This window comes from Desulfonatronovibrio hydrogenovorans DSM 9292 (genome assembly GCF_000686525.1).
GTDB lineage: Bacteria > Desulfobacterota > Desulfovibrionia > Desulfovibrionales > Desulfonatronovibrionaceae > Desulfonatronovibrio > Desulfonatronovibrio hydrogenovorans.
The window spans coordinates 1-19646 of sequence record NZ_JMKT01000017.1; the positions used below are offsets into that span (position 1 = coordinate 1).

The 19646-nt window shown below is 51.5% G+C and carries 21 protein-coding genes and 1 pseudogene; 7 read left to right on the top strand and 15 right to left on the bottom strand.

Annotated elements, in window-relative coordinates; genetic code table 11:
• Positions 1 to 247, top strand: a pseudogene (locus P771_RS18955) (4Fe-4S dicluster domain-containing protein); the annotation flags it as partial.
• A gap of 83 nt (positions 248 to 330) precedes the next feature.
• On the opposite strand, the gene P771_RS0113850 reads toward P771_RS18955, so the two are convergent.
• On the bottom strand, positions 331 to 1140 hold the full coding sequence (locus P771_RS0113850) for an amidohydrolase family protein (RefSeq protein ID WP_028575606.1): 810 nt from the start codon (positions 1138 to 1140) through the stop codon (positions 331 to 333).
• A gap of 216 nt (positions 1141 to 1356) precedes the next feature.
• Here P771_RS0113850 and P771_RS0113860 point away from each other — a divergent pair, with 216 nt between their 5' ends.
• Positions 1357 to 1671 carry a hypothetical protein gene (locus P771_RS0113860; protein ID WP_028575607.1) on the top strand — a complete coding sequence of 105 codons (315 nt, stop codon included), beginning with the start codon at positions 1357 to 1359 and terminating at the stop codon, positions 1669 to 1671.
• A 23-nt stretch (positions 1672 to 1694) separates the two neighbouring features.
• On the opposite strand, the gene P771_RS0113865 is transcribed toward P771_RS0113860, so the two are convergent.
• From P771_RS0113865 to P771_RS17755, 6 genes are all read right to left on the bottom strand, one after another.
• Positions 1695 to 3149 (bottom strand): NAD-dependent succinate-semialdehyde dehydrogenase, encoded by a 1455-nt coding sequence (locus tag P771_RS0113865; protein WP_028575608.1) that lies wholly within the window; start codon positions 3147 to 3149, stop codon positions 1695 to 1697.
• A gap of 111 nt (positions 3150 to 3260) precedes the next feature.
• A complete protein-coding gene (locus P771_RS0113870) occupies positions 3261 to 4073 on the bottom strand; it encodes a molybdate ABC transporter substrate-binding protein (RefSeq protein ID WP_028575609.1) in 813 nt (270 codons plus the stop codon).
• A 34-nt stretch (positions 4074 to 4107) separates the two neighbouring features.
• A complete protein-coding gene (locus P771_RS18500) occupies positions 4108 to 5121 on the bottom strand; it encodes an ABC transporter ATP-binding protein (RefSeq protein WP_051617359.1) in 1014 nt (337 codons plus the stop codon).
• Positions 5118 to 5819 (bottom strand): ABC transporter permease, encoded by a 702-nt coding sequence (locus P771_RS0113880; protein WP_028575610.1) that lies wholly within the window; start codon positions 5817 to 5819, stop codon positions 5118 to 5120. The genes P771_RS18500 and P771_RS0113880 overlap by 4 nt, the downstream gene beginning before the upstream one ends.
• Before the next feature lie 338 nt (positions 5820 to 6157).
• Entirely contained in the window at positions 6158 to 7006 is an 849-nt protein-coding gene (locus P771_RS0113885) for an ABC transporter substrate-binding protein (RefSeq protein ID WP_244147338.1), read from the bottom strand.
• 274 nt (positions 7007 to 7280) lie between these two features.
• Positions 7281 to 7634, bottom strand: coding sequence for a winged helix-turn-helix domain-containing protein (locus P771_RS17755; protein WP_161635988.1), 354 nt, complete (start codon positions 7632 to 7634; stop codon positions 7281 to 7283).
• 86 nt (positions 7635 to 7720) lie between these two features.
• Between P771_RS17755 and P771_RS0113895 the strand changes: the two genes are divergently transcribed.
• From P771_RS0113895 to trpS, 4 genes are all read left to right on the top strand, one after another.
• The gene (locus P771_RS0113895; RefSeq protein WP_035244722.1) at positions 7721 to 8140 is read left to right on the top strand and encodes a PaaI family thioesterase; all 420 of its coding nucleotides are present in this window, start codon (positions 7721 to 7723) and stop codon (positions 8138 to 8140) included.
• Positions 8125 to 8304, top strand: coding sequence for a hypothetical protein (locus P771_RS0113900; RefSeq protein WP_028575613.1), 180 nt, complete (start codon positions 8125 to 8127; stop codon positions 8302 to 8304). The genes P771_RS0113895 and P771_RS0113900 overlap by 16 nt, the downstream gene beginning before the upstream one ends.
• A gap of 61 nt (positions 8305 to 8365) precedes the next feature.
• A complete protein-coding gene (locus P771_RS0113905) occupies positions 8366 to 9004 on the top strand; it encodes a site-2 protease family protein (protein WP_028575614.1) in 639 nt (212 codons plus the stop codon).
• A gap of 21 nt (positions 9005 to 9025) precedes the next feature.
• The gene (gene trpS / locus P771_RS0113910; RefSeq protein WP_028575615.1) at positions 9026 to 10024 is read left to right on the top strand and encodes a tryptophan--tRNA ligase; all 999 of its coding nucleotides are present in this window, start codon (positions 9026 to 9028) and stop codon (positions 10022 to 10024) included.
• 7 nt (positions 10025 to 10031) lie between these two features.
• Here trpS and P771_RS0113915 read toward each other — a convergent pair whose 3' ends face one another.
• Genes P771_RS0113915 through P771_RS0113935 form a run of 5 tightly spaced genes read right to left on the bottom strand, consistent with a single transcriptional unit; the run spans position 10032 to position 16550 of the window.
• Positions 10032 to 12500, bottom strand: coding sequence for a DNA internalization-related competence protein ComEC/Rec2 (locus P771_RS0113915; protein ID WP_028575616.1), 2469 nt, complete (start codon positions 12498 to 12500; stop codon positions 10032 to 10034).
• 30 nt (positions 12501 to 12530) lie between these two features.
• Complete coding sequence (locus P771_RS0113920) at positions 12531 to 14675, bottom strand: DNA translocase FtsK (protein ID WP_028575617.1); 2145 nt, start codon at positions 14673 to 14675, stop codon at positions 12531 to 12533.
• Positions 14676 to 14693: 18 nt separating this feature from the next.
• Entirely contained in the window at positions 14694 to 15257 is a 564-nt protein-coding gene (gene efp, locus P771_RS0113925; protein ID WP_028575618.1) for an elongation factor P, read from the bottom strand.
• The gene (locus tag P771_RS0113930; RefSeq protein ID WP_028575619.1) at positions 15257 to 15739 is read right to left on the bottom strand and encodes a type II 3-dehydroquinate dehydratase; all 483 of its coding nucleotides are present in this window, start codon (positions 15737 to 15739) and stop codon (positions 15257 to 15259) included. The genes efp and P771_RS0113930 overlap by 1 nt, the downstream gene beginning before the upstream one ends.
• Position 15740: 1 nt before the next feature.
• A complete protein-coding gene (locus P771_RS0113935) occupies positions 15741 to 16550 on the bottom strand; it encodes a hypothetical protein (RefSeq protein ID WP_150112209.1) in 810 nt (269 codons plus the stop codon).
• A gap of 79 nt (positions 16551 to 16629) precedes the next feature.
• Between P771_RS0113935 and yihA the strand changes: the two genes are divergently transcribed.
• A complete protein-coding gene (gene yihA / locus P771_RS0113940; protein ID WP_028575621.1) occupies positions 16630 to 17208 on the top strand; it encodes a ribosome biogenesis GTP-binding protein YihA/YsxC in 579 nt (192 codons plus the stop codon).
• 28 nt (positions 17209 to 17236) lie between these two features.
• Here the strand turns inward: yihA and P771_RS0113945 are convergent, their stop codons facing one another.
• The 3 genes from P771_RS0113945 to P771_RS0113955 are packed head-to-tail and all read right to left on the bottom strand — an operon-like array spanning position 17237 to position 19636.
• Entirely contained in the window at positions 17237 to 18307 is a 1071-nt protein-coding gene (locus P771_RS0113945; protein WP_028575622.1) for an LptF/LptG family permease, read from the bottom strand.
• Positions 18291 to 19448 (bottom strand): LPS export ABC transporter permease LptF, encoded by a 1158-nt coding sequence (lptF, locus tag P771_RS0113950; RefSeq protein WP_051617361.1) that lies wholly within the window; start codon positions 19446 to 19448, stop codon positions 18291 to 18293. The genes P771_RS0113945 and lptF overlap by 17 nt, the downstream gene beginning before the upstream one ends.
• Positions 19445 to 19636 carry a hypothetical protein gene (locus P771_RS0113955; protein ID WP_028575624.1) on the bottom strand — a complete coding sequence of 64 codons (192 nt, stop codon included), beginning with the start codon at positions 19634 to 19636 and terminating at the stop codon, positions 19445 to 19447. The genes lptF and P771_RS0113955 overlap by 4 nt, the downstream gene beginning before the upstream one ends.
• Positions 19637 to 19646: the final 10 nt, after the last annotated feature.

The window sequence follows — 19646 nt, forward strand, 5'->3', positions numbered from 1 at the left end:
GACCGGGACCATGCATTTCGGTGATCTGGATGACATGAAGCAGCTGGCTGAAGAAAGGCTGGCTGAAGTCAAAAAGATATACCCCAATGCCGTCCTTGGTGACCCCAATGCGGTCCGGGTCATCTACCTGTTCCATGAACGGCCCAACCAGTTTCATCCCAGGGCTGTCTCAAGCGTGGGACCCAGACTCTACAACCGCAAAGAAGTTTTTGCCAGACTGTTCAGGTCCGGCAGAAACCTGAGCTGACCATGCCCCTCCTCCCGGCCTGAGATTTTTTCAGGTCGTAACTCCGGTCTGCCAGGTGCTGGGTGGCGCCTGCAGACCGGAGTTTAATTTTCCAGGCCGGAAACAAATTCCCCAAGAAACTTCCTGCCATTATTCAAAATCTGGTCTATCTGAACATCGTTTAATCCGGCCTTTTTCTGCAGCATCTGCACCTCCTGGCCTGGATCAAAAAGGGGATAATCACTCCCGAAAAAAAGACGCTCCCTAGGATGCCTGTCCAGGATGATCTTGAGCAGTCCCTTGTCTATAAAGGACAAGGAACTTGAGGTGTCCAGATAAATATCAGTACCAGCCAGATGCTCTATGGAGTCCTCCCAGTGCAGATAGCCGCCAAGATGAGCGGCCACAATATTCAACAGCGGAAAATTGCTTTTAATCCTGGCCAGCTTGCCCGGGCTTGATGGATTCTGATCCGGTGGCAGCCGGTCTCCCACATGGAACATCATGATAAATCGCTGTCCAATGGTCTCAAAAATCGGTCCCAGCCCAGGATCATTCAGATCAAAACCCTGAAAGTCCGGATGCAGCTTGATTCCTTTAATTCCCTTCTGCTCCAGCCTGTCCAGCTCCTTTTCCCATTGAGTATAACCTGGATGGATGGTTCCAAAAGCAGTCAGTCTGGGATAATCCCGGTTCAATGACAGGGCCCAGTTGTTAGCCGGGATGACCTGGTCCGGACTGGTTGCGGCTGTGTGGACCACTGCCCTGTCAATCCCGGCCTGATCCAGAAAACCAAAAAGATCTTCCACCAGTCCGGTGCCCACCGGCCTGATTCCGTAATGATCCTTAAGCTGATCCAAAACCTTGTCCGCTATCTTGGGATGAAAAACATGGGTATGAAAATCTATGGACATTTTATAGTAAAACTCCTTTTTCAAGTCAGGGATCATCTTTATGTCCCTGGCCAGCCCGGCAAAGGCCTCTGCCGTCTGACCCAACCAGGTCATAAATTGAACTGACTAGGGGTTTTCCCTGAAGGAAAAGTCAGGTACACTTTTTCTCCAGCCAGGGCAACCTGTTGCATTGATTGCCCTGATGCGGCCGAACCCCTAACCATCTGACATCTGCCAATGATTGACAAAAGCAGCAGCATCCCTGCCATTCTGGAGAGACTCCAGAACCTGCCCGTAGGCCACTATCTCGACGTCCGGACCTACAAGCGCAATCGCTTTGTCCTGCTGGTCAAAAAAGGAGAGGATGACTTTCTGATCATTGAAAACGGGTATTTCCAGGAGCGGTTTGAAAATATCCCCATGAAAAAGATCAAAAAACTGTTCAAGACCCTCTTGAAGAAGGAATTCCCCCGCAGCACCAAGATCCGGGTCTATAACATGGGGGAGTATGATGAGCAGACTGCAGAGAATATTGAAAGAAAGGTATTATAATATTGGGGCAAAACCAGTTCCTGTCATCCCATCCCGGCCATGCAGGTATATTTGAGAACCGTGTAGTCTTCCAACCCGTAACAGGATCCTTCCCGTCCGAAACCACTTTCCTTGATCCCTCCAAAGGGGGCTTCGCAGGTGGAAATAAGACTGTCATTTACACCGACCAAACCAAATTCCAGGGCTTCGGATATCCGCCAGGCCCTCCCAAGATCCCTGGTGTATACATACCCGGCCAGACCGTATTCAGTGTTGTTGGCCATGGCTATCGCCTGGTCCTCTGTTTCAAATTTAACAACCGGTGCCAGTGGTCCAAACGTCTCTTCCTTGAACAGGAGCATTTTGGGCCGGATGTCTGCAATCACAGTAGGCTGGTAAAAATTGCCCCCCAGACTGTGACGCTGTCCGCCAATGAGGAGCCGGCCTCCTCTTTGCACAGCATCAGCAACCTGGTTCTCCACATGGGACACTGCCGCCTCATCAATTAGTGGTCCTAAATCAGAGCCTTCATTTAAGCCATCACCTGGTTGCAGCTTGCTGACTGCCTTGGAAAATTTGGCAAGAAAGACATCATATATTTCTGCCTGCACCAGGAATCGGTTAGCGCAAATACAGGTTTGTCCAGCGTTACGGAACTTACTTTTGATACTTCCCTCAATTGCAAGTTCCAAGTCAGCATCTTCAAAAATCAGAAAAGGAGCATTTCCTCCAAGTTCCAAGGAGATTTTCTTTACTGTGCCTGAACACTGTTGCAGCAATTTTTTTCCTACCCGGGTTGAACCGGTGAAGCTGACTTTACGGACCTTGGGGTTAGATGTCAGTTCTGCCCCGATTTTTACAGGCGACCCAGTCACTACATTAAACACTCCCTTGGGTATTCTCGCCTGCTGGCTCAGTTCTGCCAATGCCAGTGCAGAAAATGGAGTCTGGCTGGCCGGCTTAATCACTACAGGACAACCAACCGCAAGTGCCGGGCCTGCCTTGCGACAAATCATCCCTGCGGGAAAATTCCAAGGTGTGATGATTCCCACCACCCCGACCGGTTCGCGGCTGACCAGAATACGTTTTTCCCGCCATGGCGAAGGAATTATTTTTCCATATGCCCGCCTGCCTTCCTCGGCAAACCATCTCAAATACTCGGCTCCAGACCTGATCTCTTTCCTGGACTCTCCCAGAGGCTTGCCCTGCTCAAGGGTCATCAGCCTGGCCAGCTCATCTTCATGGTCCAGGACCAGCCCATAAAAATCCATAATTAATGAGCATCGCTCCAAAGCGGTCCTCTGTCTCCAGTTCTGCCAAGCTGCACAGGCCGCCTCAATCGCCCTGGAAGTCTCCTCCCCTCCACAATCAGGCACCTGTCCCAGAACCTCTAAAGAGGATGGATTTTCAACATCCATGGTCCTGCCCGAGTCTGCTATGACCCAGTCCCCATTTATGTAGCAGGTTGACCTGCCCATAATCATATCTGCAAAATCCACCCTTACCTCTCTCAATGTCAAACAGCAGGATCAGAAAAGTAATTAATGTTTACTATAAGAAAAACCATGTTATCTGCCGCTGCTTTGCTTTTCTTTCACCCGACCATCACCTTATTTTACAGGCAGTGCCTCTGCAATAAAACCGTGATCCGATAATACGGACTGGCCTTCAGGACTTAATATGAACATGGCAAAACGCCAGGCTTCCTCAGGTGAACCATCAAGAACGATGAGGCCGTAATCAGCACCCACTGCCAATTCTTGGGGAATATGGATGATCTGAAGCTGAGAAAGTTCTTTTTTTGCCAGGACCGCATTGGTGCAGTATGTTAGAAAAATATCGGCCCTGTCCTCGTCCATGACCCAAGCATACTGGTTCCGTTCCAGTGGAGCTGCAGGACTGTCAGGGCCGCCGGTCAACTGCAGGGCCTTTCCCGAAAGTTTTTTAAAGCTTCCTGGTTCAACCTTGTCTGCCCGCTGAAACAATTCCCAGGCGTAATCTCCTGATGGATCTGCCCTGGGAGTTGAGGTTCCGACCCGAGTCTCAGGATCCAGTAAAACTTCCAACATGCTGGAGGGGGAAACTTTAACAGCTGGTTGAGCAAGAGCGCAGAGATTATTTCTGGCAAAGAGCACCACCGGCCCCTTTTGTCCGTTACTGACAAGAGTCATGGGATGTTCCATGTTGGCCGAGGCAAAAACATTCACATTTTCTCCCTGCTCAATACGCTGACGTAAGAGTCCAGATGGAGCAAACTCAGTGGTCACGACATTTCCGGTTGACTGTTCAAAGGCAGCAGCTACATCTCCCAGGGCGGACCTGAGGCTTCCTGCTGCGTACAACGTGATCTTTCCAGCTGCTGCGCTTGTGGCAACAAGTATAACAATAACCGCCACAAAAAAACTCAATCTTAACCTTTTCATGTCTTTTCTCCATCAATCAATCACATTACTATTATTACCCTACTTCCACTGCACCTTCTTCAAACTCAACCCTGACCTCATCCCCCACCAAGAACCGCTTGTCCGCAACATCCTGAGGGGTCAAAATAGTTCTTATGGGAAAACCCACATCCAAAAGCACCTTTATCTGATTATCCTCAGCAGTCATCTGCTGAATCTTTCCGGTATGCACAGAATTACTTGATACTCTCTGGTCTTGTCTCAAGTCAGATATCCGAATCATTTCCGGCCGGACAAAAACTCTGCACCTTCCCCTTATCCCGGTCTCCACTTTAAGTTTGACATGATCACCCAGGATGCAGACTGGTTGATCATTTTCATGAACAATATTCCCGGTAAGCAGATTTTCCCCTCCAGGGCCACTCAGCCTGCCTTCAAACATAAAAACCTTTTCTTGACTGAGTCTCGCAGCCTCCAGCCTCTTATGGGTTGAAAATATAATGGATATTCCTAGCTCATTACGTATATCCTGTACCACCCTTTCAATAAGAGCCTGGTTCTCCACGTCTACACTAGCTGTGGGTTCGTCAAAAAGCATGACCTCAGGCTGGCAGGCAATGGCTCTGGCAATGGCCACCCGCTGGGTCTCACCCCCGGAAAGCAGATGCGCCGGGCGATGCGCAAATTCTTTCATCCCCACCAGTTCCAGACTCTCCACGGCAAGCCTGGAACGATTATCCTGGGATAACCCCCGCATTTTCGGACCGTACTCTACATTTTTTAAAACAGTGGTGCTGAACATGATGGGGTGCTGATCCACCAGCACCACCCTGCGCCTCAGGGGGTAAAGATATTTTTCCTTCCACTGAACCTGTTGACCGGAAAAAAAAAGCTGGCCTGAAAACGGGGGCTTAAGAAAGGCCAGGATGTGCAGCAATGTGGTTTTGCCACTTCCATTGGGACCAAGCAGGGCATAACTGCCACCTGCATCAAGATGAAGATGCTCAATATCCAGCACAGTCCGGTTTCCAAAGACCTGTTTAAGGTCTTTCAATTCGTACAGACTCACCGGCTGCCTCCATACCTGCCCTGCACCACCTGCAGGACAATATTCATGATCAGACTGACAAACAAAAGAACCACTCCCAAAGCCACAGCCAGGACAAATTCTCCCTTATTGTGTTCCAGAGCCATGGCCGTGGTCATGGTCCTGGTGAAACCCTTAATATTGCCGCCCAGCATCATGGCAATCCCGATTTCAGCGATGACCCTGCCGAATGCGGCAATAATCGCAGCCAGAATCCCGAAACGTGCTTCCCTGGCAATGGCCAGGGAAGTCTGAATCACATTAGCACCCAGAGTCATGGCTGTTCTGCGGTACCTGGCGTCAATCCTGCTTACTGCAGATATTGTAAAGGTGGTCACCCAGGGCAGAATCAGGATGATCTGGCCGATGACTATGGCCGCTGGTGTATAAAGCAGGCCCAGGTGTCCCAACATTCCCCTGCGGGACAAAAAAGCATAAACAAAAAGACCAATGACCACGGTTGGCAAAGCCAGCAGGGTGTTCAACACCGTGATTACGCCTCTTTTTCCCCTGAATTCGTTGACTGCAATGACAAAACCCAGAGGTACGCCCAGTATCGAGGCCACCAGGGTGGAAAAAAAGCTTACATAAAGCGATATGTAAACAATGAAATAAAGTTCAGGGTCCAGGGACCAGAGCATACGCATGGCCTCGCCCAGACTTTGAACCAGAAAATCCATCAGCTAGAATCCTTATACAGCATAAAAGCCTGACTAATTGTGCTGTTTATGGGTCCTGAATCATTCAGACAACTGTGCATGTTGATCATCCATGACCTTAACTGCAAAATAACCTTTTCATATCTTCAAAGCTACTGCCATGCTTTTTTTGCACAACATGCACCGTCTACACCTTCAGCGACAACCCTGACCGAAGCAGGAAATTAAACTACAATCGTTGACAAGCCTGTCATTGCGAGCCCGCTACCTGCCAGGCAGATAGCGGGGTAAGGCAATCACAAGGTTACGACGGGCTGGTTTGAATTTCACTAAACCAGATCTGATCCGCAAATGCCTGTTTACCGGGCATCAGGAAAGAACAAGGGTTGGCCGTGGAGCTGATAGGAGCCGATCACTTCCTGCCCCCGGTCCGAAACCAGCCACTCAGCCAGTGTCCTGGCCAAATCATACTTAACATGGGGGTGCTTTTCTGGATTGACCGGAATAACTCCATAAGGATTCTGGAGCATATCCCCTCCTTCATAAACTATCCCCAGGTCATAAGTTTCCTGTCGGCCAAGCTTGTAGTGCAGGTAAGTCCCCCTGTCAGCCAGAACATATCCATTCTGCTCTTCAGCAAAAAGCAGCGCAGCGCCCATGCCCTGTCCAATGGAAAAATACCAGCCACTGCCGTCCCTTGGCTCCTGGGCGTTGTTGAGTTCCAGTCCGGATTCAGTCCAAAGCTGTTTCTCTCTGGCATGGGTCCCGCTGTCATCCCCTCTGGAAACGAATGGCGCCCTGGCCTGGGCAATGAGGCTCATGGCCTGAGCTGCATTATCTGCATCCCTGATCCCTGCAGGGTCAATCTCAGGCCCAACAATTATAAAGTCATTATACATGACATAATAACGCTTGGTGCCGTAACCATCTTCGACAAACTGTTTTTCCCTTTCCACATCATGGACAAAGACCACGTCTGCATTTCCGTCCATGCCATCTCTGAGAGCTGCACCAGTTCCCTTGGACATGACCCTGACCGTGATGCCTGTGTCCTCTTTAAACTCAGGCAGCAGATAATCAAGCAGCCCGGAAGCCTCGGTGCTGGTGGTGGTGCTCATTGTTATGACTTTATCCTGAGCCTGAATAACCCCTGGACCTGAAAAAATAAACCCTGCCAGACAAAACAATAGAAACAGCTTTTTCATCATCAACCTCCCTCCTGATTACGTTTTCAGCGGACAACAACCCAGCCCGGTGCGCCCCGGATCAAAAAGACAACCAGATCCTGAACGTCTCCACAGGGCTGGACTATGAATTACATGCTAAAATTAACAGATACAGGAGGGTTGTAAATTTATGTTTAAAAAAACATAGAATTGACAAAGGATAAACGACTCGCCACCAGAAATCCTCTTCTTGCCTCAGGAAAAGGTGGTTAAGCAAAATCCCAGGCAGGATAGGACTGGCGTCTTGAGATGATCACTACTGTTGGGGCAGGGATTTAAAAAGACTGATAAATTCCTCAGATTCAAGGGCGGTCAGCTTATCTATGCGCCTGCGCCAGGACCAGTACGCTGACAAGACCTCCTGTCCGCGTCTGGTCAGTCCGTACCTCCGTGGTCTGGACCTGGTCAAAGTTATCAGCTCAAAGCCGAGGATCTCCTGAGTCTTGGTGATCTTACCCCAGGCTGCCCGGTAGGACATCCGCAAGTTCTTGGCAGCCTGTCTGAGGGAGCCTTGTTCCTTAATCCCCTGCAGAAGCAACGCCCGTCCATGGCAGAATACTGTTTCTTCTTTGGCCTGCAGCCATATATTGAGTCCAACACTGATTTCCATATCAAGTACCAGCCTTTTTTTTCTGACCGGAAAACCTCCGGACCACATTGTTGTCAATCTTGACTGTTGGCTGTATACACCAACCCATGGAAGACGTAAAAGACTTTATCACCCAGTATGACAGATTTGCCGGGCATGCAGAAATAGTTCTGGAAGAAATTTCCTCAGGCTCGTCCAGGGCCAGGGTGAATATCCAGGAAAAGCATCTTAACGGCCTGGGTTTTGCCCACGGAGGAGCCATCTTCACCCTAGCCGACCTGGCCTTTGCTGCTGCAGCCAATTCCCGGAAGGAAGTTGCTGTGGGCATCAATGCAACTATTTCCTACATCCGGCCGGCCAAAAAAGACCAAACCCTGACTGCCACGGCCAGGGAAACATTCTCCAACCGGACCCTGTCCGGATATCTGGTTGAGGTCAGAAATGAATCCGGAGAACTGGTGGCCACGTTCCAGGGGACTGCCTACAAAAAGGGAAAGACCAGGGATCACATATGTCCATCCGCATGATTGCCCTTGAGCTCTACAGGTATGAAAAAGAACTCTCCAGCCTGAAAAAAGAACTGGCCGAAGCTTTGCCTGACCGGATGGAAGAAATCCAGCACAAGATCAACCAGGCCATGGTGGAGCGAAACAAGCTCAAGGGAATGCTTGAAGCCAAAAAAAAGCCCTGAATATTACCAGCCGCGCTTTTTTCTTGCCCAAATCCGGTTATGATGTTAGCCCACATGAGCTATGTTTGATATTGCACAGATGATCAGGGAGCTGGCCATTGTAGCCATTCCCCTATTGATGGGCATCACTTTTCATGAGGTGGCCCATGGTTATGTGGCCTACCGCTTTGGCGATCCTACAGCCAAGAACGCCGGCCGGCTGACCCTCAATCCTCTGAAACACCTTGATCCCATGGGCACCCTGGTCCTGGTTCTGACCAGAATGATCGGCTGGGCCAAACCTGTTCCCATCAATCCCTCATATTTTGAAGACCCGAGAAAAGGGATCTTCTGGGTTTCCCTGGCCGGTCCCCTGGCCAATTTCGGCCTGGCCGTATTTTTTTATATCCTCTTCAACCTGGTCCTGGCCCTGCAGCCGGTCTTTTCCACCGGCCCGGCCGCAGCAGTGCTTGAGCCGGCCATGCTCATCTGTTTTTACGGCATCATCGTGAACATCATCCTGGGCATATTCAATCTCTTCCCTATTCCGCCCCTGGATGGCAGCAAGATACTGGCCACATTTCTCCCCGGCCCAGTAGCTGGGAAGTTCATGCAGCTGGAAAAGTACGGCTTCATCATTTTGATCCTGCTGATCTTCCTGGGAGTTTTCGGGCACATCTTTGGCTACGTCTTAAATTTTGTATACAAATTCGTACTATAGCATTTCAGGAGTTTTTCATAAATGGCTCTAGACCAGCAAAAACGAGTAGTTTCGGGCATGCGGCCCACCGGCCCTTTGCACCTGGGGCACTTCTTTGGAGTGCTCAAAAACTGGGTGGAATTTCAGAATAACTATAACTGTTATTATTTCGTTGCTGACTGGCACGCCCTGACCAGCGAATACAGCGACCCCCACCGAATCAAGGGTTTTGTAGGAGAACTGGTCAAGGACTGGTACGCAGCCGGCCTGGACCCTGAAAAGTGTGTCATCTTCCAGCAATCCCAGGTCAAAGCTCATGCTGAGCTCAATCTGCTCCTGGGCATGATTACTCCTCTGGGCTGGCTGGAAAGGAATCCCACCTACAAGGAAGTCAAACAGGAACTGGTCAGCAAGGATCTAAACACCTTCGGCTTTCTGGGCTATCCTGTGCTTCAGGCAGCAGACATCCTCATCTACCGACCGGACTTTGTTCCAGTAGGCCAGGATCAGCTGCCCCACCTGGAGCTGACCAGGGAAATCGCCCGCAGGTTCAATCACCTGTACAGCGACTTTTTCCCCGAGCCCCAGGCCAAGCTGACTGAGACAGCCAAGCTTCCGGGCCTGGATGGGCGCAAAATGAGCAAGAGCTATGGCAACTGCATCTACATGGGAGAGGAAATGGACTCGGTCCGGCCCAAGGTCATGTCCATGCTCACCGATACCAACCGGATGCGCAAATCAGACCCTGGCGACCCTGAGGTGTGCAACCTCTACCCGTACCACCGGCTCATGACTCCCCGAGAAACAAGACAGGAGATCAAGGCCAATTGCACTGGTGCCAAATGGGGCTGCGTGGACTGCAAAAAAATTCTTTTGACCCACCTGGAAGAATTTCTGACTCCTCTGCAGGAGAGGCGAAGAGAGCTGGATGACAAACCGGAACTGATCCAGGAAATCCTGGATACAGGCAATAAAAAGGCTTTACAGGAAGCCGGCAGAACCATGGACCTGGTCCTGGAAAAGCTGAATTTCAACTTCTAAAGTCACTCTAAAACCAGTACGGTATCCCCTGGGGACCGGTTCGGGACCGGGCCCAGCTGATTTCTGGTTCAGTGTCAGGTCTTTTCCAGGTTATGACCACTTCCCCGTGCACAGCAGTATCAAAAAACTGAATGTTCCGGGAGGTAATTATGTCCATGACCTCCTGGTGGGGCAAATTGAACCTGTTCATGAATCCCCTGGAAACAACAGCCAGATCCGGGTCGACCCGCTCATAAAGTTTCTGATCGGCACTGGTCCGGCTGCCGTGGTGCGGAACAATAAGCACCTTTGAAGACAGATCCTGATCTGTGGCAAGCAGATCAGTTATGCCCTGTACCTCCAGATCTCCGGGAATAAGGGCCAGGCCATGACCGTCCCAGATCAGCCTGAGGACCAGAGATGTATCGTTGAGCCTGGGATAATCCGGCTGGTCTTCAGGATGGAGCACCTCCAGAGCCAGGTCCGGAGTCAGCTGCAGAACATCCCCCCTGGCCAGAATATCCCTTGCCACATCCTGCCTGTCCAGAGCTGTCCTGATCCTGGCCGTGTCCACCTGGCCGGGCCAGATCCCGTTATGCAGATATTGATCCGCCCCCAGATATTTAAGAGGATAAACCAGACCACCGTAATGATCCACATGGGCATGGCTTAAGATCATCAAGTCAACTCCCTGAGGCCATCTTCTCCAGGTCAGGGAAGGAACCACCACCTGTCTGCCCAGGTCATATTCCGGGTTCCAGCTTCCTCCACCGTCAATGATTATTCTCTTTCTGTCCGGGGTCTCCAGGATTACTCCCTGCCCCTGGCCTACATCCAGAATCCTGAGCCTTAGTCCAGGGTCCTGGATGGCTTTGACCATGGGGAATGCCATCAGTCCTGCCAGAAAAACCATCCCCAGCAGGTGAGCCCTGTTTTTCAGGCTGATTTGCCGGGCATAGATCATCATTGTCAGCAGGGTCCAGTAGACCAAGGTATGCTGCCAGGCAGGCCGATGAGTTACTATGGGATGAAGGAAGTCCTTGTGGACCATGAATTCCAGAATACTGATAAACATGTTCAGACTGTGGCCTGAAATAAAAAAAAGAATATCTCCCAGCCATCCCAGACCAGGAATAAAGGAGATAAACAGACCGGCAAACCCGGCCGGCAGGATGACCAGCCCCAGGACCGGAAGCCAGGCCAGATTGAGATAAAGATGAGGGCTTAAATAATTGAAGGTCCAGGCCTGAATCGGCAGCAGGGCCAGGTTTGCTGCCAAAGTGACTCCGGCAAGACCCAGAAAGTACCGTGAAGTCCTGCATTCCCATAAGACCCGGACTCTTTGCAGACAGTTTTCCAGGATCGGCAGAAACAGGGCTATTCCGGCCACAGCAGCCAGGGACAATTGCAGCCTGAGATCAAAGATTGACCACGGATCAAGAACAAGGATTATGCCCGCAGCCATGAAAAGTCCGTCCAAAAGCACCCGTCTTTTGTTCATAAACAAAAGAACCCCCCAGCAGGCAAACATGATCCCCGACCGGATCAGAGTGGGGGGTGCCTGGCCCATCCAGATATATGTCAGGCAGAAGGGGGCAGCCAGGAGAACACCCAGCTTTGTGTAGGGGAAAAAAAGATAGATTCTTGGATGAATCAGGCCTGCCAGCCATGCCAGGACAAAGCCCATACCGGCCATTATTCCAAGGTGCAGACCGGAAAGGGCCAGGCTGTGGCCCAGAGAGGCCAGGCGGATAGTATCCATGAGGCCCGGGTCAACCAGAGATCGGTCGCCAAAGAACAGAGCCAGGGCAAGCCCTTGCACCTGCTCCCGCCTCTGATCGGAAAGGCCTGAAAGATCATACCCTGAACTGACCTGTTCCTTCAGAATCTGTCTGGATCTGGACGACCTGCCTGGATCACCGTCCAGCTCACGCCAGAAATGCCCGCCCCTGGTATAGCTTCTCCAGTGCACATCCTGAATTCTCCAGAAAAACTCACTGTTCCAGACCCCGAAATTGGCCAGACCCTGAATTGGCCGGACATTCAGGTGAGCCTGGACCAGCTGTCCGGGAAAGAGGGAAACTGGAGCGTCCTGCCAGGTCCAGACCAGTTTTCCGGCTAAAGCTTCAGTCCTGTCTCCCCTGCCCAGGGCCAGGTCACCAAGAATGATTCTTTGCCGCTGTCCGGGCAAAAAGGCAACATTTTCAACCTGTCCCTGAACCACCACCCTCTCACTGGACTTGATCTGCTCAGGAACAAAATCAGGGACTGCCGGTAGCCTGATCCAGACCAGGGCAAGACCGACCATAAAGGCCAGAACAATCAGAAAATTCAGCCGAACTTGTTTCTTAAAGGGAACAAAGGCGAGCAGCAGGACAAGGGCGGACAGTCCGACCCAGGGATACTTCAGTGACCAGATCCCCAGGACATAAGCCCCGACCAGCTTTTGCCAGGGAAGAAGGCCCTGGGGGAGGGATGGATCTGAAAAATGACGCACTGCATTTCAGGGGGTTGATGTGATCTATGCTCACTGCTTCTTCAAGACCTGCCTGGGTTTGCTTCCTTCCTGAGGGCCAAGGATGCCGTCTTTTTCCATCTGTTCAATGAACAGGGCGGCCTTGTTGTAGCCGATGCGAAAACGCCTCTGGATCAGAGAAATGGAACCTTTTCCCTGGTCCAGGATGAACTCTACAGCCTGAACATACTTGGGATCATCAATAATGGGATCATTTTCATATCCGTCCGGGCCGTTACTGGAATCATTTTTTTTCCATTGAGCAAAGTCCAGGTCAAACTCAGGATTTCCTTTGCTCTTCCAGAAATCCACCACCCTGGCGATCTCGTCTTCGTCCACAAAAGCGCCGTGGGTCCTCTGGAGCTGTCCACCACTGCTCTTGAAGAGCATGTCACCATGACCCAGGAGATATTCCGCTCCAACCGCATCCAGAATGGTCCTGGAATCATGCTTGGAGCTGACCTGGAAGGCTATGCGCGACGGGAAATTAGCCTTGATTATCCCGGTAACGACGTCAACCGAAGGTCTCTGGGTGGCCAGGATGATGTGCATACCCGAGGCCCTGGCCAGCTGGGCCAGACGGACTATGTCCACTTCAACTTCCTTGGCTGCGGTAAGCATCAGATCAGCCATTTCATCAATGATCAAAACCAGGTAAGGCATGGGCTCCAGGTCTTCAAGACCTTCTGGTCGCTCCTGGCCCATGGAAGCCAGCTTTTGGTTGAATCCCTCGATATTGCGCACTCCCATTCTGGCCATGCGGTCATACCGGCTTTCCATTTCAAACACAGCCCAGTCCAGGGCATTTTTGGCCAGGTGCATATCTGTGACCACCGGATGAACCAGGTGGGGGAGATCGTTGTAGACCGCCAGTTCAATCCGTTTGGGATCTATAAGCAGAAGTTTGAGCTCGTCAGGTGTGAATCTGAAGATAAGGCTTAAGATCAGGGAATTGAGACAGACGCTTTTCCCGGCTCCGGTAGCTCCAGCCACCAGCAGATGAGGCATCCGGGCCAGGTCCTCCACCCTGGACTGTCCCTGGATATCCTTGCCCAGGGCCAGGGGGAGTTTGAGCTTGGCCTTGTAAAATACAGGAGACTCCAGAATCTCCCGCAGATAGACCATCTGCCGATGCTCGTTGGGTATTTCCACACCAATGGTGTCTTTGCCGGGCAAAGGAGCCACAATCCTGACTGCAGAAGCCTTGAGGGCCAGGGCCAGGTCATCGCCCAGGTTGGCTATCCGGCTGATCTTTATTCCCGGAGCTGGCTTGAACTCGAACATGGTCACCACTGGTCCGGGCTGGACATGCTGCACTTCGCCCTGAACCGAAAAATCTTCCAGACAGGACTTGAGGGCTGCAGACATCTCTGTCAAGCGCTCCCGGTCAACCAGGGGTCCATCGTTGCTGGCAGCAGACAGCAGGTCCAGGGGAGGAAGGGCGTATCCGGTCAGATCATTATTTTTAATCCTTGGCTCTGAAGCCCGGACCGGACCAGGCTTGACCGGACTTGTCCGGCTCTGGTCTTTTTTTTCTGGTTCCCTGTGGGATGAGCTGCCTTTTTCGGCCCTGGGAGTAAGTTTTTTTTTGAGATCAGCTGCTGATCCAGGCAGATCTGCCTGCCGCACTGCCTCACCAGCCCTGGAAAAAAGAAAGGCCCAGGAAAAGCCCGTAGCCAGCTGCAGCCCGGCCAGGGTCAGAAAGATATTGGTCAGAAATGTTCCCCAGAAATATAGGACTGAAAAAGACCAGGAATAAATCATCCTGCCGACAAAACCGCCGCCCTCCACTCCCAGGATGGCAATGCCTTCCTTGACTGCGGGAAATTCGGCCCAGACCAGCAGACAGAGGTAAAGAATAACCAGTCCGGCCCAGCGCCACCACAGGATCTTCAGGGAAGGACGGAAAAGGACCAGGGAAAGATACACCAGGACCACAGGCCAGACAAAGGCCCCCATGCCCAGGAATTCAACAAAGGTCCCTCCTGTGAATGACCCTATTTTTCCGACTGGGTTAAGGATTTCAGAACCAGTGCCGGGATGGTGGTTAAATGTCGGGTCCTGGGGAGAAAAACCGGCCAGGCTCACTCCCAGGAACACGGCTGCAAACAGCAGCAGCAGGGCCGGGAGTTCTCGTAAGAGTCTGCTTCCATCCATCAGAATAACATCTCGGGTTTACTGAGACTCTCTGCCCAGATATTCCCGGGAACGGGTGTCCACCTTGACCATATCCCCCTGATTCACGAACAAAGGGACATTTATGACCACCCCAGTTTCCAGGGTAGCTGGCTTGGATGCTCCGGACACAGTGTCTCCCTTGATGCCGGGCTCAGTCTCCTTGATCTGAAGTACCACTGCCGCAGGCAGCTCAATGTCCAGGGGCTGTCCGTTGTAGAACAGGGTCTTGACGGTCTGACCATCTTTGAGAAAGCCGCCCTTGTCTTTCATGGCCTCATCCTGGATGGTCACCTGTTCATAGGTGCTCATATCCATGAACACAAAACCGCTTCCATCATGATAAAGATACTGCATGTCCCTGGTTTCCATGTCTGGTTTGCCCACCTTTTCACCAGAACGGAAGGTCTGGTCAATGGCTCCTCCGGTCAGCAGATTTTTCAGCTTGGTCCTGACAAAGGCTCCACCCTTACCAGGTTTGACATGCAGAAAATCCATTATTTCATAGGGAGTATTGTCGATTTCGATCTTAAGACCTTTTCGAAAGTCAGTGGTGGAAAGCATTATTCATCCTCCGCAATGGTATTGTTGGCATCCAGGCAATCCACAACAGCCTGTAATCCATAGATATAACTCATGATCCCGAATCCGGCAACCACCCCGAGGGCGTGGCGGGCAGTCAGGCTTTGCTGCCTGATCCGGTCCCTGCTCCAGATGTTGCTCAGATGGACTTCAACAAAGGGAATCTTGATCCAGCCGAGGCAGTCTGCCAGAGCCAGACTGGTATGGGTCAATGCTCCGGGATTGATCACCATTCCTCTGGTTTTATTCTGCCAGGCACTTTCAAGTCTGTCGATGATCCGCCCTTCGCCGTTGGCCTGAAAAAAATCCAGCTCTACCCTGTCCAGCAGCCCTGGATGGTCTTTCTTGAGGATTGCAGAAAGTTCATCCATGCCCCTGGTCCCGTAAACACCAGTATCCCTTTGACCAAGGTACCCGAGGTTGGGTCCGTTCACCACCAGCACGGAATACTTTTCTAAAGCCATCTCACTTCATCTCCGTTGGGACCGGGACCGGCTCCCTGGTCCTGGGCTTGACCATGACTTCATCGGTCATGGGCGTGGGCAGAACTGGCTCCTCCTGAACAGTGGTTCGTTTCCGGGCGGCCAGGTCCATATTGGCCAGAAATATCAGATCCTCTCTGTTGACCTCGTGTCTGGTTTCCATCATCAGACCCTGGGCCAGGGTGGAATTGTCATATCCGGCATTAGGCTCTAAGCCTGGATCATCCACCACCTGGATTATTTTCCCGGACCCGAAGATGCTGATCAGGTTCCGGCCCTGTTCAGTCACCCTGCGCCCCACGAAAAAATAGGCTGGTAACTCTTCTGGAATCGTCTCAAAAAGGAGCAGAGTGACCCTGTCACCTCTGGCCACAATGGTTCTTTCCTCTTCCAGACCAACAATTTCCCCGGCCGAGCTGAAAAAAGGATAAACCGTTACTGAACACTGGAATTCCTGAACCAGATCCCCGGTCAACGGGGCAATAACCGGATCAATCTCTCCCTGGAACCGGAAAAAGCCGGAATCAGGATCAGAGCGGTCAGCATAACTTCCCCTGACAAGAGGCTGGAGCTGGAGGATCTTTCTGGCGGTATGCCTGAAGCAGTCGTCAGCCGCCACTGTCCGGAAGAACAGATCAGGGTCAAGCTCCTCTCCGGTCAGGGTCACGCTGAAGCCGGACTGCTCAGTAATATGGTAATCAGGGCTTTCCGGATAGAAAAAGTCTTCGACCTCGGCCTTTTTGCAGGAAAGCAGGATCAGGGCCATGCACATCAAAGCCGCTAGTTTTCGCATAATCGCACCTCAAGGTGGCCAATTGTTTACAAACCGGCTCAAGTTATTTAGAAAGTCCCGATCTGGCCGGGAGAAAAACATGCGCGAACTGATTCTGGAAAAAACAGCCTACACCGCTGATCAGCTGTCTGGCAACAACCTGCCTCAGGTAGCTTTGGCCGGGAGATCCAATGTCGGCAAGTCATCCCTCATCAACACCCTTGGACAACGAAGGGGCCTGGCCAAGATCAGCTCCACCCCAGGAAAAACCAGGAGCATCAATTTTTACCTGGTCAAGCCTGAAAACTTTTACCTGGTTGATCTGCCCGGATATGGATATGCCAAGCGCTCAAAATCCGAACGGGAAAACTGGGGACTGCTCATCCAGGGTTATCTTGAAGACAACCCCTACCTCAAGTCCGTGGTCCTGCTCATTGACTCCCGGATCCCGCCTCAGGTCATGGACATGGAACTGGCCCAGTACATCCGCTCTCTCAACCTCGGGCTGATACCGGTCCTGACCAAAACAGACAAATGCAAACAAAAGCAGATCAGCGACACCAGCGCCACCTGGTCCGGAATCCTGGGGTTCAGCCGGGGGCCGGTGATCTTTTCATCCAAAACCGGTAAAGGCAAAGACACCCTGTGGGCCAGGATTCTGGCCGGTACTGGGCTTTGACCTCCCTTCCGGTCCCCAAAAAAAATCTTCAGTTCCGTTCTGACCAGAGTATCTGGCCCAGCCCTAGTACTCCAAAAACAATATTGGCCAGCCACGCCCCCAAGACAGGAGCAATGATCCCTTCTTCAGCGTAACTAACCCCGAACACATAAACCGTGTAATACAAAAACACAATGACCAGACTGAGGGTTACCAGGGCATAGATATTCCGTATCAGCGTGGCCAGGGCCAGGGCCAGGATGGTCATCACCACCAGGGCAAAGGCATAGGCTATCTTGCTGTGCCAGGCCGTGGCCAGCCTTTCAACATTGGAACCGCTCTCCCTGAGGTCAGAGATGATTCCCCCCAGGGTGAATATGGACAGGGATTCATAGGGAAGTCTGGAGGCCATGGCTGAAAAAGAGGACAGGTCTGTTTTCAGGACCAGTTCATGAGTGTCCTTTTCCAGTTTCTGGAACTCATGGGTCCTTATTATTACCGGATTTTCCAGGATCCATTCTCCGGGCCTGGCAGTAAACCTCCCGGCCTGGATAACTTCCCGGATCCGGTCACTGCCATCCAGCTGGTAAACAGTGATTCCCCTGCCTTCACCCCTCTTTGGCCAGGCCTTTTCTGCAAAAACTATGGTCTGTCCCTCTTTGAACCAGAGATCTTCAATGCCCCGGTCAGCAACGTCCCTTTGCCGGATGTCCACATCCCAGATGGTTTTGGTCTCCTGATACCCTTTTATACCCATGGTTTCGGAAAAAAAGAGCAAAGCAATAAAAAACAGCAGGGAATAAACAATGAAAAAACCGGCCGGTCTGACAAAGGAAATAGAGTTGGTTTCCAGGGCAACCATTTCATTGCTCTGAAACATCAGAGCAACCTGGACTATGACTGCCAGCATGAATATGGCCGGCATGATCTGGGCGATGATCAGCGGTATTTTGTAAAGAAAATACATCAGGGCTGTTCCCATGGGAATCCCTGAGTCAACTATGGCGTTCATCCTGGTCAAAAAATCCACAATCAGGTAGATGGCTATCCCGGAAAACAGGATGATCAGCATCAAAAAAAGGTTCTGCTTGAAAAGATATCTGTTAAGTATGGTGAACATTCTTTTTGGTGGTTAACTTGGAGATTATTTCAGTCAGATTGAGTTCCCTGCCCTGACTGAAAAAATAAAAACCGGCCATGGCCAGGCCCGCAAAAATCAGATTCGGAGCCCACAATGCCGCAATGACCGGGATCCGTCCCATCTCCCCAAGACTGTAGCCGGTTGTGAACAGACCATAATAGGCCAGAAAGCACAAGATGGCCAAAAGCAGACCCCAGTTTCTGCCTATTCCCTGCAGGCTCATGCCCAGAGGAACGGCAAAGAAACCCAGGACCAGACAGGCCACAGGCAGGGCAAACCTCTTGTGTTGCTCCAGGACCATGAGCCGGTACTGGCCGCTTTGGGGATCGCTCTCGGCCTTTGCCCGGCTAAGCTCGGACCAGGACATCTCCTCAGGATCCTTGTCCCTCAGTCTGATGTCACCCAGCAGTCCGAACAGGTCCAGCCTGACCCGGTACTCTCCAAAGGAGACCACCGACAGCTCCGGCTGGTCCAGACTGTAAATCCGGCCTTTTTCCAGGATGAAAAAGATCTCACCCTGCCTGGATTCGGAGATTATCCTTCCCCTGGGCGCCACAATGGTCATGGGACTGTCAGCCTGGGTCTCATCATGAATAAAGACGTTTCTCATCTCACCGGTCTCCAGATCAGTCTGCTGGGCAAAAATGGCCAGTCCTGGAATATGGCGGCTGAACACCCCGGGCTGGATCGACAACTCAGTCTGCTGCCGGATCATATCTACAGCAATTGCCCTGAAATTGTCAGCTCCCTTTGAAACCAGATCCATGGAAACATAAAAAGTGAGTACCAGGGCGGCAAAAGAAAAGATCAGAGGGGAAAGGACCAGGTTTTTTATGGAAATCCCGCTGGTCTGCAAGGCTGTCAATTCCCGGTCCGAGGCCATGCGCAGGAAGCACAGGAAGATGCTCAGCATGCAGGCTATGGGAATGACCAGGCCAAGAAAGGACGGGCTGAGAAAAACAAAGGCTTTGAATACGTCCAGGATGGCAATGTTCTGACCCACAAAGATATCCTTGAGGTCGATCATCCTGCCGATGACAATAAGGGACAGCATGGAAGAAAGGGTTACAGCGAAAATCAGCCCTACTTCCTTGATTATCTGCCTGTGGAGAATTTTCATTCAGACTTGGGGATGTTATCAGGATCTTTGAAAAACTTGCGCACAAACTGCTCCTCTTTGGGACTCAAGTTAAATCTCATGCCAGCCTGGGCCAGGAGCCCGTCCAGATCCCTGCCGTCCAGCAGTTCCTCTCCTATCCATTTCACAGCCCGTCGGGCATTTTTATCTTCAGGCATAATGGTGGACATAATTCCTCCT